The following is a 13,797-nucleotide window of genomic DNA, read 5'->3' on the forward strand; positions in this document are numbered from 1 at the left end:
TTTCCCCGGGCCGGCCCCGCCGCGCCGTGCTGTGCTGTGCGCCCGGCCCTACTGGGCGCCCGGCCGGACCAGCCCGCTCTCGTACGCGTACACCGCCGCCTGCACGCGGTCGCGCAGCCCCAGCTTCGTCAGCACATGGCCCACATGCGTCTTGACCGTCGTCTCGCTGACGAACAGATCCGCGGCGATCTCCGCGTTCGACAACCCGCGCGCCACCAGCTTCAGCACCTCCACCTCACGCTCGGTGAGGGTGTGCAGCGTGTCCGGCACCGGCTCCTCGCCCGACGGCAGATGACCGGCGTACTTGTCCAGCAGCCGGCGCGTGATACTCGGCGCGAGCATCGCCTCACCCGCCGCCACCACCCGGATCGCCTGCACCAGCTCGTTCGCCGGCGCGTCCTTCAGCAGAAAACCGCTGGCCCCGGCCCGCAGCGCCTCCACGACGTACTCGTCCAGGTCGAACGTCGTCAGCACCAGCACCTTCGCCGGACCGTCCTTCGCCGGACCGGTGATCTGCCGGGTCGCCTCCACCCCGTCCATCCGGGGCATCCGGATGTCCATCAGCACCACATCGGGCTGCAGCGCCCGCACCTGCTCCAGCGCCTGCAGACCGTCACCGGCCTCCCCGACGACCGCCAGGTCCTGCTCCGCCTCCAGAATCATCCGGAATCCCGTACGCAGCAGGGGCTGGTCGTCGACCAGCAGGACGCGGATGGCCACGAGCTCTCCTTCGTTACGCCCGTTCGAAACGCCCGGACAGGCTAGATCACACCCATTCTGCCCTGCGGAGTCTCCTCGCCGCCCTGCGGACCCCCGGCCGCAACACCTCCCGAGGCCCGCACCTCCAGCGGCTGTGTTTCCCCGGGGGCAACCCCCGGACCCCCGGCCCCAACACCCTCCGCGGCCCCTACCGGCAGCGGATACACCGGGGGAGTGCCGCCGAATTCCGGGCAGTGCGCCTGGTGGTCGCACCAGCCGCACAGCTTTGTCCGCCGCGGCCGCCAGTCACCGGTCCGCGTGGCCAGCCGGATCGCGTCCCACAGCGCCAGCAACTTCCGCTCCACGGCCCGCAGATCGGCCTCGCCCGGGTCGTACGTCAGCACATCGCCGCTGCCCAGGTACACCAGCTGCAGCCGCCGCGGCACCACGCCCCGCAACCGCCACATCACCAGCGCGTAGAACTTCATCTGGAACAGCGCACCCTCGGCATACTCCGGCCGGGGCGCCTTGCCCGTCTTGTAGTCGACGATGCGCACCTCGCCGGTCGGGGCCACATCCACCCGGTCGATGAATCCCCGCAGCCGCAGCCCCGAATCCAGCTCCGTCTCCACATACAGCTCACGGTCGGCCGGCTCCAGGCGTGTCGGGTCCTCCAGCGAGAACCACCGCTCCACCAGCGCCTCGGCCTCCGCCAGCCACCGCCCCAGCCGCTCACCCTCCGCGTCCTCCGCGAACAGCTCCGCCAGCTCCGGCCGCCGCTCCAGCAGCCGCTCCCACTCGCCCGGCACCATGGCGCGCGCCCCCGCCGCCGTACGCTCCGCCGCCGGAGCGTCGAAGAGCCGCTCCAGCACCGCATGCACCACCGTCCCCCGCGTCGCCGCCGGGCTCGGCTTCTCCGGCAGCCGGTCGATCACCCGGAAGCGGTACAGCAGCGGGCACTGGAGGAAATCGCTCGCCCGCGACGGCGACAATGCCACCGGCGGCCGCGCCGGCTCCCCGCCCCGCTCACCCTGCGTGCCCGTCCCGTCCTGCTCCGCGCTCCATCCCATGCCGCAAACCCTACGGCCCGCCACTGACAACCCCGGACGAGCCGCGGACGCACCGTGGAGGACAGGAGAGGGCGGCGGAGGACAGCGGAAGGCAGTGAGGGGCGAAGTGCAGGTGCGCCGCACGCGCCCCACAGCGAAACCGTCCCCCACGCTCCGCATACCATCGACGCCGGACCCCTTCGCCCTGCATGATCGAGATATCAGGCCGAGCAGGGGCGTATGCCGTATTCGACGAGGGGACGCCACACCGTGGACGACAGCGGGAAGCCGCACGACCCCCAGGAGCCCGCACCGCACCGGCCACCCGAGCCGCCCGAGCCGGCCAAGGACACCAAGGGGCCCAAGGCGCCCCCACCGGGCCAGAAGGCCGGCGGAGGCATCCTCATGGGCCGCCCCTTCGGCGTGCCCGTCTACGTGGCACCCAGCTGGTTCCTCGTCGCGGCCCTGATCACCTGGGTCTTCGGCGGCCAGCTGGAGCGCGTACTGCCCGAGCTCGGCACTGCCCGCTACCTCGTCTCGCTCTTCTTCGCCGTCGCCTTCTACGCCTCGGTGCTCGTCCACGAACTCGCCCACACCGTCGCCGCCCTCCGCTTCAAGCTGCCCGTACGCCGCATCCAGCTGCAGTTCTTCGGCGGCGTCTCGGAGATCGAGAAGGAGAGCGAGAGCCCCGGCCGCGAATTCATCCTCGCCTTCGTCGGCCCGCTGCTCTCCCTCGTCCTCGCCGGCGTCTTCTACGCCGGCATGCACCTCGTCGAGCCCGGCACGGTCCCCGGCGTCCTGGTCGCCGGCCTGATGATCTCCAACCTCATCGTCGCCGTCTTCAACCTGCTGCCGGGCCTCCCGCTGGACGGCGGCCGGATGCTGCGCGCCATCGTGTGGAAGATCACCGGCAAACCCATGAGCGGCACCATCGCCGCCGCCTGGATCGGCCGCGCCCTCGCCGTCACCGTCCTCATCGGCCTGCCGCTGCTCACCCACACCGGCGCGCTCGGCAACGACCGCCCGGACATCGGCAGCAGCGACTCGCTCACCGATGCCCTGCTCGCCGCGATCCTCGCCGCCATCATCTGGACCGGAGCCGGGAACAGCCTGCGCATGGCACGGCTGCGCGAACGCCTCCCCGACCTCACCGCCCGCACCCTGACCCGGCGCGCCGTCCCCGTCGAGACCGCCACCCCGCTCTCCGAAGCACTGCGCCGCGCCAACGACGCCGGCGCCCGCGCCCTGGTCGTCGTCGACCCCCAGGGCAGCCCCACCGCCCTCGTCCGCGAGACCGCCATCGTCGGCGTCCCCGACCACCGCCGCCCCTGGGTCGCCGTCGGCACCCTCGCCCAGGACCTCAGGGACGGCATGCGGGTCTCCGCCGAACTCGCCGGCGAGGACCTCCTGGAGTACCTGCGCGCCACCCCCGCCACCGAATACCTCGTCGTCGAGGAAACCGGCGAGATCTACGGTGTCCTGTCCACCGCCGACGTCGAGCGCGCCTTCGTCTCCGCCATGGCCCGCAAGGCCGCCTGACGGGCCCGGACGCCTCCGCGCCGCCCACTGGTCCGCGCCGCCCCGACGGGCCGGTAGGCTGGTCACATGTCCGAACCGACCGGTGCCGCCCGCCGTCGCGGGCCCTTCAAGGTCGGGGACCAGGTCCAGCTCACCGACCCCAAGGGACGCCACTACACCTTCACGCTCGAAGAGGGCAAGAGCTTCCACACCCACAAGGGAGCCTTCCCCCACGACGAGCTGATCGGTGCTCCCGAGGGCAGCGTTGTCCGTACCACCGGGAACGTCGCCTACCTCGCGCTGCGCCCGCTGCTCCCCGACTACGTCCTGTCCATGCCCCGCGGCGCCGCCGTGGTCTACCCCAAGGACGCGGGGCAGATCCTGGCGATGGCCGACATCTTCCCCGGCGCCCGCGTCGTCGAGGCCGGGGTGGGCTCCGGCTCGCTCAGCAGCTTCCTGCTGCGCGCCATCGGCGACGACGGCATGCTGCACTCCTACGAGCGCCGCGCCGACTTCGCCGAGATCGCCACGCAGAACGTCGAGCGCTACTTCGGCGGCCCGCACCCGGCGTGGACGCTCACCGTCGGTGACCTCCAGGACAACCTCTCCGACACCGACGTCGACCGCGTCATCCTCGACATGCTCGCCCCCTGGGAGTGCCTGGACGCCGTCTCCAAGGCCCTGGTGCCCGGCGGCATCCTCTGCGCCTACGTGGCCACGACCACGCAGCTGGCCCGCACCGTCGAGGCGATCCGCGAGCACGGCACCTTCAACGAGCCGTCGGCCTGGGAAACCATGGTCCGCACCTGGCACGTCGAGGGCCTCGCCGTCCGCCCCGACCACCGCATGATCGGCCACACCGGCTTCCTGCTCACCGCCCGCCGCCTCGCCGACGGTGTGGAGCCCCCGCTCCGCCGCCGCCGCCCGGCCAAGGGCGCCTACGGCGAGGACTACACCGGACCGGGCGGACGGGAAACCGCCGCGTCCGGCGGACGGGAAACCACGGCCGAGTAAGGAGCGGGCGGTCGCCAACGGGCGCGGCCGCCCCCCCCCCGCCGGGCGCAATACCCGTCCGGATCCGGCCACCCTGCTCAGTCGGCCACCGCACCGCATCCCACCGGCGACGCGATGCCGCCGGCCCATGCATCCCGCGGGCCGTGGAATGCGGCCGGCCGCCGAACCCCACGCACGGCTACGGAACCCCGTCGGCCCCCGTATCCCGCGGACCGCGGAACACGGGCCGGCCACCGGCCACCGAACCCCGTCGCCCGCGGAATGTCCCCGCCACGAACCCACAGGCGCCGCCGACGAGTTCCCCCTCCGGGAACCGCCGGCGGCGCCCCGTCGTTCACCGGCCAGGGGCGCACGCGACCCTTAAGGGATCCCCTACGGGAAACCCCGTACGGCATCACCCGAGGAAAACCCGGAAAACCCGGCCCAGCTGGTTCCTTGCCACCCCCACCTGTGGAACGATGCTGGACACTCCCACCGGCACAGCACTTCACAGGAGTTACCCCGCGTGCAGCCCTTGGCAGGCCAGGACCTCTTGCACACCCAGCCGCGCCTCATGCACTGGCTCACCACCGCCACCGCCGTCTCGGCGGTCGTGGCGGCCGCCTCCTTCATCCAGCCGCCCGACGCCACGGCCACGACCTCCCGGGACACCCGGGCCGGGCACCGCTCCGTGACCGCCGTCGGCACCGCCCCCGATCCGGCCAAGGTGGCCTTCCCCGTCGACTGCGGCCCGCACCGCCTCGACATCGCACGGCAGGTCTCCGGAGACCTCGACGGCGACGGGACGACCGAGACCGTCGCGGAGGTGCGCTGCCACAGCGAGACCGGCACCCCGCCCAGCGCCGTCTACGTCCTCGCCCAGTCCGCCGGCTCCCGGGCCGTCCCGCGGATCGTGGCGACACTCCTCGCACCCGGCCAGCAGCTCAGCGTCCGCACGCTCGCCCTCAGGGACCGGGCGGTCGTCGCGGACGTCGAGGGCTACTCCAGCCTCGACGTGCCGCGCTGCTGCCCGGACGTGCGCAAGAGCGTCAAGTGGCAATGGCGGGGCGGGAAGTTCGTCCAGAGCGAACTCCCCGCCAGTGTGGTCACCCAGAGCGCCTGAGCCGTCGCGTGCTGTATCCCCGGGGACGCTCCGTATCCCGTTCCGTGACCTGTGGGCTACTCGGCGTCGAACTACTCGGGAGCCGAACTGTTCAGCGGCGGACTACTCTGCGTCCGGGCCGTAGACCTCTACGCCGTCGCCGGCCCGGCGCACGTGGATACAGTCCCCCGGGCAGTCCTTCGCGGAGTCGCGCACGTCGTTGAGCAGCTTCAGCGGGACGGGGGTTGTCGCCCCCTTCTCCTGGAGCAGCTCGTCATCGGCGCTCTTCACATACGCCAGACCATCGATGTCCAGCTCGAAGACCTCCGGCGCATACTGCGCACAGATGCCGTCCCCGGTGCACAGGTCCTGGTCGATCCAGACTTCCAGCTCTGGGGCTTCGTCCTGCGCGGTCATCTCGCCTGCCGTTCCTGCGTACGTGAACCGTTTTTGTCTAAGTGGCGCCAGCACTGACGGGTGTTGACCGACTCGACGATACAACCGGTCGCTTTCCGATGTTGATGGGTGGGTATCCCCTTGGCGTGAGGACGTGCGCAAGGGTGAAGATCGGACACACCCCGACAGTCTTTTCGATCTAGGGGTTTCAACCTGCACCGGCCCAGGTAGGGTCAGGAAGCGTCCAGCTCCTTGGAGGAGGTGAGGACCGTGGCAGCCCACGACGACGACATCAACCGCGGCATCCGGCCGGGGCGGGGGTCTGAAGATCCCGCCGGTCAGGTTGCCTATCTCGAGCAGGAGATCGCCGTCCTGCGACGCAAGCTCGCCGACTCTCCGCGGCACACGAGGATTCTCGAAGAGCGGATCGTCGAGCTGCAGACCAACCTGGCCGGCGTCTCGGCGCAGAACGAGCGTCTCGCCAACACTCTCCGCGAGGCGCGCGACCAGATCGTCGCCCTCAAGGAAGAGGTCGACCGGCTCGCACAGCCGCCGGCCGGCTTCGGCGTCTTCCTGCACGCGAACGAGGACGGCACGGTCGACATTTTCACCGGCGGCCGGAAGCTCCGGGTCAATGTCAGCCCGAGCGTGGAGGCCGAGGACCTCAGGCGTGGCCAGGAGGTCATGCTCAACGAAGCGCTCAACGTCGTCGAGGCCATGGAGTTCGAGCGGGCCGGCGACATCGTCACCCTCAAGGAGATCCTCGAGGACGGCGAGCGGGCCCTGGTGATAGGGCACACCGACGAGGAGCGGGTGGTGAGGCTCGCCGAGCCGCTGCTGGACACCACCATCCGCCCCGGCGACGCCCTGCTGCTCGAATCCCGCTCCGGCTACGTCTACGAAGTCATCCCGAAGAGCGAGGTCGAGGAACTCGTCCTCGAAGAAGTACCGGACATCGACTACACCAAGATCGGCGGTCTGGGCACCCAGATCGAACAGATCCGGGACGCCGTCGAGCTCCCGTACCTCTACCCCGACCTCTTCAAGGAGCACGAACTCCGCCCGCCCAAGGGCGTCTTGCTCTACGGCCCACCCGGCTGCGGCAAGACACTCATCGCCAAGGCGGTCGCCAACTCCCTTGCCAAAAAGGTTGCCGAGGTGACCGGCCAGCCCGCGGGGAAGAGCTTCTTCCTCAACATCAAGGGCCCGGAGCTGCTCAACAAGTACGTCGGCGAAACGGAACGGCACATCCGGCTGATCTTCCAGCGCGCCAGGGAGAAGGCCGGTGAGGGCACCCCCGTCATCGTCTTCTTCGACGAGATGGACTCCCTCTTCCGCACCCGTGGATCCGGCGTCAGCTCGGACGTGGAGAACACCATCGTCCCCCAGCTGCTCTCCGAGATCGACGGTGTCGAAGGCCTCGAGAACGTGATCGTGATCGGCGCCTCCAACCGCGAGGACATGATCGATCCGGCCATTCTGCGCCCCGGCCGCCTCGATGTGAAAATCAAGATCGAGCGCCCGGACGCGGAGGCCGCCAAGGACATCTTCTCGAAGTACCTCACGGAAAATCTCCCGCTGCACGCCGACGACCTCGCCGAACACGACGGCTCGCGCAGGTCCGCAGTCAGCGGAATGATTCAGTCCGTCGTCGAGCAGATGTATGCGGAATCCGAGGAGAATCGCTTCCTGGAGGTCACCTACGCCAACGGTGACAAGGAAGTCCTCTACTTCAAGGACTTCAACTCCGGTGCGATGATCGAAAACATCGTAGGACGCGCAAAGAAGATGGCCATCAAGGCCTTCCTCGAGCACAACCAGAAAGGCCTCAGGGTCTCCCACCTCCTCCAGGCCTGCGTGGACGAGTTCAAGGAGAACGAGGACCTGCCCAACACCACCAACCCGGACGACTGGGCCCGGATCTCCGGAAAGAAGGGCGAGCGGATCGTCTACATCCGCACCCTCGTCACCGGAAAACAGGGCGCGGACACCGGCCGCTCCATCGACACCGTGGCGAATACCGGCCAATACCTGTAACACCGCTCTCCGGCTGCGGATGTCCTGCACGGGGCGTCCGCAGCCGGACGCATTTCCGGAAGCACCGAAAATGCTCCCATCATGGGCGATGAACCAGGGAAAACCGGACTGGAGCAATGACTGTAATGATCTCCCCAGAGCCGCAATGGCGTTCTAGGCTCATCGGTACCGCTGCGTCACGCAGTGCGGGCGTGGGGCACGCACCCGGGACGCAGGCACAGCAGCGGTACGTGAGCGCCGCCCCCATCCGGGGACGCCGCCGGGCAAGGAGGGCCGCATGACCGTACGGCGCGTAATGGGCATCGAGACCGAGTACGGGATCTCCGTCCCCGGGCACCCGAACGCCAATGCCATGCTCACCTCATCCCAGGTCGTCAACGCCTACGCGGCCGCGATGCACCGGGCACGCCGTGCCCGCTGGGACTTCGAGGAGGAGAACCCGCTGCGGGACGCCCGCGGCTTCGACCTCGCACGCGAGAACGCGGACGCCAGCCAGCTCACCGACGAGGACATCGGCCTCGCCAACGTGATCCTCACCAACGGCGCCAGGCTCTACGTCGACCACGCACACCCCGAATACAGCGCCCCCGAGGTCACCAACCCCCGCGACGCCGTCCTCTGGGACAAGGCCGGCGAACGGATCATGGCCGAAGCCGCCGAAAAGGCCGCCCAGGTCCCCGGCGCCCAGCCCATCCACCTCTACAAGAACAACACCGACAACAAGGGCGCCTCCTACGGCACGCACGAGAACTACCTGATGAAGCGGGAGACCCCCTTCTCGGACATCGTGCGGCACCTGACCCCGTTCTTCGTCTCCCGGCTGGTCTACGCCGGCGCCGGCCGGGTCGGCATCGGCCAGGACGGCCACGAGCACGGCTTCCAGATCAGCCAGCGCGCCGACTACTTCGAGGTGGAGGTCGGCCTGGAGACGACCCTCAAGCGGCCCATCATCAACACCCGCGACGAACCCCACGCGGACGCGGAGAAGTACCGCCGCCTCCACGTGATCATCGGTGACGCCAACCTCTCCGAGATCTCCACCTACCTCAAGCTCGGCACCACCTCCCTCGTCCTCTCCATGATCGAAGACGGCTTCATCGCCGTCGACCTCGCCGTCGACCAGCCCGTCCGCACCCTCCACCAGGTGTCGCACGACCCCACCCTGCAACGCCTGATCACGCTCCGCAGCGGCCGCACGCTCACCGCCGTACAGCTCCAGATGGAGTACTACGAGCTCGCCCGCAAGTACACCGAGGACCGCTACGGAGCGGACGCGGACGACCAGACCAAGGACATCCTCACCAGGTGGGAGGACGTGCTCACCCGGCTGGAGAACGACCCGATGAGCCTCGCCGGCGAGCTGGACTGGGTCGCCAAACGCGAACTCATGGAGGGCTACCGCCGCCGCGACGGCCTCGACTGGGACGCCGCTCGGCTCCACCTCATCGACCTCCAGTACGCCGACGTACGCCCCGAGAAGGGCCTGTACAACCGTCTGGCGGCCCGCGGCAAGATGAAGCGCCTCCTGGACGAGCCCGACGTCCAGCGGGCCCGGCAGCGGCCCCCTGAGGACACCAGGGCGTACTTCCGCGGCCGCTGCCTGGAGCAGTACGCGGACGATGTCGCGGCCGCCTCGTGGGATTCGGTCATCTTCGACCTGCCCGGCCGGGACTCGCTGCAGCGGGTGCCGACGCTGGAGCCGCTGCGCGGGACCCGTAAGCACGTCAAGGAGCTGCTGGACCGCTGCCGGACCGCCGAAGAGCTGGTGAGGACGCTGTCCGGCCGCTGAACCACGGGCCGGACCAGGGCCGGGTCGCGGGTTGAATCGCGACAGGTGCACGACAGGATTCGCGGCGATCGGCCGTCGAGCGACGGCTGAAATCTCCGCGGTACGGGAATCATCGAGATGACTCCCGGGCGTTGCAGCAACTGCAGGGCCGATGTCGGACCCTGCTTGTAGGGTCGGATCTTGAAGGTCACATCGAGCGGGCGAACCGAGCGGGGTGAGGGATATGGCGACCAAGGACAGCGGCGGCGGACAGGCGAAGGCCACGCGTTCCACCGAGGAGGTCGAGGAGCAGGCCCAGGACGCGCAGGTCTCCGAGGAGCTCAAGGAGCGGCAGGAGAAGCTGAGCGACGACGTGGACTCTGTGCTGGATGAAATCGATGATGTGCTCGAAGAGAACGCCGAGGATTTCGTTCGGTCATTCGTTCAGAAAGGCGGCGAGTAGCCTTCGAATCGAAGGTGGCGGGGGGTGCTTGGGTTGTCAACTGAAGAAATTGTGAAGCGCTGCGTGCGGTGCGGTGAGTGCAAGCCGCGCGCAGCCTTCGCCCGCAAGCGGTCAAACCTTGATGGCTTGCAGCGGCATTGCCGGGATTGCGCGACCCGCTATCACTGCCGCGCACTAGAGCCTCAAGTGCTCGGCCCTGTGGACAATGTGCCGGAGGGGCACAAACGTTGCCGGGGGTGCGGCGAAGTGAAGCCGCACAGCGAATGGCATCGGAAGCGCGATGGGTGGGCCAGCCGCTGCAAGGCCTGTAGAGCGGCAGTGGCACCTGCACAGCACCTGTGGCGCAAGTACGGCCTGACCGAGGCCGAGCGAGACGAGCGGATCGCCTCCCAGGGCGGGGTCTGCTGTATATGCCTAGCCGCTCCTGCAACGCATGTGGATCACTGCCACAGGACGGGTAAGGTCCGTGGCGTACTGTGCTTCAACTGCAATTCCGGCCTCGGCGTGTTGAGGGACGCCCCCGCAGCTGCGCTCCGAGCAGCCGACTACTTGGAAGGAAACGCGTGGAAGCCAACACTCGCAGCACCGGGCGTCTACCGGCTGCCTTCCTGACGCCCGGGTCCTCGTCGTTCATGGATTTTCTCAGTGACCACTCGCCGGGGCTGCTGCCCGGCAACCGTCCGCTGCCGCCCGTCCAGGGTGCCGTCGAGGCGCCGCACGGTACGACGATCGTGGCCCTGACGTTCCCCGGCGGCGTGGTGCTCGCCGGTGACCGGCGGGCGACGATGGGCAATGTCATCGCGCAGCGCGATATCGAGAAGGTCTTCCCGGCCGATGAGTACAGCGCGGTCGGTATCGCCGGTACGGCCGGTCTCGCCACCGAGATGGTGAAGCTGTTCCAGCTGGAGCTGGAGCACTTCGAGAAGGTCGAGGGCGCCCAACTCTCCCTGGAGGGCAAGGCGAACCGGCTGTCGACGATGATTCGCGGCAATCTCGGGATGGCCATGCAGGGCCTGGCCGTGGTGCCGTTGTTCGCGGGCTATGACCTCGACCGGGAGAAGGGCCGGATCTTCTCGTACGACGTGACGGGCGGGCGCTCGGAGGAGCACGGTTTCGCGGCGACGGGTTCCGGTTCGGTGTTCGCGCGGAGCGCGCTGAAGAAGCTCTTCCAGGAGGACTTCACGGAGCATCAGGCCGCGACGGCCGTGGTGCAGGCGCTGTACGACGCGGCTGACGACGATTCGGCGACCGGCGGTCCGGACCTGGCGCGACGGATCTATCCGATCATGACGGTGATCACCGACGAGGGCTTCCGGAGGCTGCCTGAGGACGAGGTCGCGGAGATTGCCCGTGCCGTGCATGAGCGGCGCCTGGACCAGCCGGACGGCCCGCGGGCCGCGCTGCTCTGACCGTACCGATGTTCCGCAATGCCGCCAGTGAGAACGCCGCCAGTGAGAATGATTTTGACAGGAAGGGATGGATAGCCGGTGTCGACGCCGTTCTATGTCTCACCCCAGCAGGCCATGGCCGACCGTGCCGAATACGCCCGCAAAGGCATCGCGCGTGGCCGCAGCGTCGTGGTGCTGCAGTACACCGACGGCGTGGTGTTCGTCGCCGAGAATCCTTCCCGCGCCCTGCACAAGGTCAGTGAGATCTACGACCGGATCGCGTTCGCGGCGGTCGGTAAGTACAACGAGTTCGAGAATCTGCGGATCGGTGGTGTGCGCTATGCGGATCTGCGGGGTTACACCTATGACCGTGAGGATGTGACGGCGCGCGGGCTGGCGAATGTGTACGCCCAGACGCTGGGCACGATCTTCTCCAGTGCCGCCGAGAAGCCGTATGAGGTGGAGCTGATCGTCGCCGAGGTCGGCAGTGCTCCGGAGGAGGATCAGATCTACCGGCTGCCGCATGACGGTTCGATCGTCGATGAGCACGGTTCGGTGGCGGTGGGCGGTAACGCGGACCAGATCAGCAGCTATCTGGATCAGCGGCATCGGGACGGTATGACGCTGGCGGAGGCGTTGAAGCTGGCGGTGGAGTCGCTGTCACGGGATTCCAACGGTGGCGAGCGGCGGCTGACGGCGGAGCAGTTGGAGGTCGCGACGCTGGACCGTACGCGGCCGCAGAAGCGCAAGTTCAAGCGGATCCTCGGCCGGCAGCTGACCCGTCTGCTGGAGGAGGGTGACGGCGCGGGCGCGGACGAGGGCACCGGTGATGAGGCCGCGGGTGCTGCCGCCGAGGAGGCCGGCGGCAAGGGCACCAAGAGCGCGAAGGGCACCAGGAGCGCCAAGGAGGGCAAGGGCGCGAAGGGCTCGCCGGAGTCCGGTGGTGCGGGTGCGAAGGGCTCGGGTGCCGAAGGGGCCGAGGGCGGCGAGGGGGCTGCCGGGGAGGGTGGTTCCGAGGGGGAGCCGCTGCTCTGACGGTCGGTTTCGCCGATGGTCCGTTCGCGCTGATGAACGGTTGCCGGGCCGCTGGCCCGGTTCGCGCGCCCCGGTGGGTCACTGCCCGCCGGGGCGCATGGCGTTGGCAGGGGCAGGGGCAGGGGCAGGGGCGGGGTCAGGGTCAGGGGCTGGGCGGCGGTGGGGCGGTGGAGCCGCGGGTGATCAGTTCGACGGGGAGGGGGCCGGGGGGCTGGGCTGGGCGGCCGTCGAGTGCGGTCATCAGGGCGCGCATACCGGCTTCGCCGAACTCCTCGGCGGGCAGCCGTACGGTCGTCAGCTCGGGGTCGACGGCGCGGGCGAGGGCGAGGTCGTCGAAGCCGGTGACGGAGACGTCGTCGGGGACGCGCAGGCCGAGGCGGCGGACGGCTTTGCAGGCACCGGCGGCGATGATGTCGTCGTCGCAGAGGAGGGCGGTGGGGCGGGGGCCGGGGCCGGTGAGGGCGGCGTGGGCGGCGCGGAGGCCGGCGTCGATGCCCAGGGCGGATGGCAGACGGCGCAGGTGTGTGCCGGGGACGGCGGCCAGCGCCTGGGTGACGGCGTGGCGGCGGAGGGCGAAGGTCCAGGAGTCCACATCGGCCGCGAGGTGGGTGATGCGGCGGTGGCCGAGCGCGGTCAGGTGGGCGGCCAACTGCCGTGCGCCGTCGGCGATATCGAGGTTGACGGTGGCGGTGGCGCGGTCGTCGTCGGGGTCGCTGTCGAGCATGACCAGGGGCAGGCCGGCGGCGCGGAGCGCGGTGAGGGCCTCGGCGGCCATGGAGGAGGCGATCACGCCGTCCAGGGTGGCAGCGGCCGAGTCGAAGGGGTCGCGCGCATGAGCGATGCCGTCGGGGGAGGGGTACAGGACGACGCCGAAGTCGTGGTCGGCGGCGATGCGGGCCGCTCCGGTGTAGACGCGGGCGAAGAACTCGGTGGTGAGGACGGGGACGACGAGGAGGGCCGTGCGGGTGCGGCCGGTGCGCAGGCTGCGGGCGGCGAGGTTGGGGCGGTAGCCGAGCTCGCGGGCGGCGGCTCGTACAGCCTGGGCCTTGGTCTCCGAGACCCGGCCGCGCCATTTGTCGCCGAGGACGAGGGAGACGGCGGCCTGGGAGACTCCGGCGGCCCGTGCGACGTCCCGGCTGGTGATGCGGGGTGCGGCGGCCGGGCCCGGGGCATCCCCGGTCGGCGGTGGCTGGGGGAGGGCAGGCGGTGTGGCCTTGTGGCTGGTCACCGGGTGTGTCACTCCTCGTGTGCGGTCGTTGCGGGGTGGACCGCAGGTTGCCGCCATGGTACGTATGACGCCGGAAGTTATACGTAACACGTCCGGTCGGTCCGGACGGAAGGGGGCGGGG

At 69.6% G+C, this 13,797-nt stretch carries 13 protein-coding genes; 9 read left to right on the top strand and 4 right to left on the bottom strand.

Features of this window, described 5'->3' with window-relative positions; all coding sequences use genetic code 11:
* Positions 1-48: 48 nt before the first annotated feature.
* On the bottom strand, positions 49-720 hold the full coding sequence (locus ACFY12_RS05880) for a response regulator transcription factor (protein WP_018087782.1): 672 nt from the start codon (positions 718-720) through the stop codon (positions 49-51).
* Between the two features lie 41 nt (positions 721-761).
* On the bottom strand, positions 762-1,769 hold the full coding sequence (locus ACFY12_RS05885; protein WP_390714508.1) for a RecB family exonuclease: 1,008 nt from the start codon (positions 1,767-1,769) through the stop codon (positions 762-764).
* A gap of 249 nt (positions 1,770-2,018) precedes the next feature.
* On the opposite strand from ACFY12_RS05885, the gene ACFY12_RS05890 reads away from it, so the two are divergent.
* From ACFY12_RS05890 to ACFY12_RS05900, 3 genes are all read left to right on the top strand, one after another.
* Positions 2,019-3,287 (top strand): site-2 protease family protein, encoded by a 1,269-nt coding sequence (locus ACFY12_RS05890; RefSeq protein ID WP_390714509.1) that lies wholly within the window; start codon positions 2,019-2,021, stop codon positions 3,285-3,287.
* A gap of 66 nt (positions 3,288-3,353) precedes the next feature.
* Positions 3,354-4,280: a tRNA (adenine-N1)-methyltransferase gene (locus tag ACFY12_RS05895; RefSeq protein WP_390714510.1), complete on the top strand. Its 927-nt coding sequence runs from the start codon at positions 3,354-3,356 to the stop codon at positions 4,278-4,280.
* Positions 4,281-4,785: 505 nt separating this feature from the next.
* The gene (locus ACFY12_RS05900) at positions 4,786-5,382 is read left to right on the top strand and encodes a hypothetical protein (protein WP_390714511.1); all 597 of its coding nucleotides are present in this window, start codon (positions 4,786-4,788) and stop codon (positions 5,380-5,382) included.
* 102 nt (positions 5,383-5,484) lie between these two features.
* On the opposite strand, the gene ACFY12_RS05905 is transcribed toward ACFY12_RS05900, so the two are convergent.
* Complete coding sequence (locus ACFY12_RS05905) at positions 5,485-5,778, bottom strand: ferredoxin (RefSeq protein ID WP_390714512.1); 294 nt, start codon at positions 5,776-5,778, stop codon at positions 5,485-5,487.
* 249 nt (positions 5,779-6,027) lie between these two features.
* Between ACFY12_RS05905 and arc the strand changes: the two genes are divergently transcribed.
* The 6 genes from arc (at position 6,028) to prcA (ending at position 12,448) form a co-directional block, all read left to right on the top strand.
* Positions 6,028-7,794 (top strand): proteasome ATPase, encoded by a 1,767-nt coding sequence (gene arc, locus ACFY12_RS05910; RefSeq protein WP_390714513.1) that lies wholly within the window; start codon positions 6,028-6,030, stop codon positions 7,792-7,794.
* Between the two features lie 277 nt (positions 7,795-8,071).
* The gene (dop, locus tag ACFY12_RS05915) at positions 8,072-9,583 is read left to right on the top strand and encodes a depupylase/deamidase Dop (protein ID WP_390714514.1); all 1,512 of its coding nucleotides are present in this window, start codon (positions 8,072-8,074) and stop codon (positions 9,581-9,583) included.
* Positions 9,584-9,806: 223 nt separating this feature from the next.
* Positions 9,807-10,025 (top strand): ubiquitin-like protein Pup, encoded by a 219-nt coding sequence (locus ACFY12_RS05920; RefSeq protein ID WP_066928203.1) that lies wholly within the window; start codon positions 9,807-9,809, stop codon positions 10,023-10,025.
* A gap of 318 nt (positions 10,026-10,343) precedes the next feature.
* Complete coding sequence (locus tag ACFY12_RS05925) at positions 10,344-10,637, top strand: endonuclease VII domain-containing protein (protein WP_390714515.1); 294 nt, start codon at positions 10,344-10,346, stop codon at positions 10,635-10,637.
* Positions 10,589-11,434, top strand: coding sequence for a proteasome subunit beta (gene prcB / locus ACFY12_RS05930; protein ID WP_390714516.1), 846 nt, complete (start codon positions 10,589-10,591; stop codon positions 11,432-11,434). Before ACFY12_RS05925 ends, prcB begins: the two co-directional genes overlap by 49 nt.
* Positions 11,435-11,512: 78 nt before the next feature.
* Positions 11,513-12,448, top strand: coding sequence for a proteasome subunit alpha (gene prcA, locus ACFY12_RS05935; RefSeq protein ID WP_390714517.1), 936 nt, complete (start codon positions 11,513-11,515; stop codon positions 12,446-12,448).
* 142 nt (positions 12,449-12,590) lie between these two features.
* Here prcA and ACFY12_RS05940 read toward each other — a convergent pair whose 3' ends face one another.
* On the bottom strand, positions 12,591-13,676 hold the full coding sequence (locus ACFY12_RS05940; RefSeq protein WP_390714518.1) for a LacI family DNA-binding transcriptional regulator: 1,086 nt from the start codon (positions 13,674-13,676) through the stop codon (positions 12,591-12,593).
* Positions 13,677-13,797 lie beyond the last annotated feature (121 nt).

The sequence above is a fragment of the Streptomyces sp. NPDC001339 genome, assembly GCF_042895955.1.
Taxonomy (GTDB): domain Bacteria; phylum Actinomycetota; class Actinomycetes; order Streptomycetales; family Streptomycetaceae; genus Streptomyces.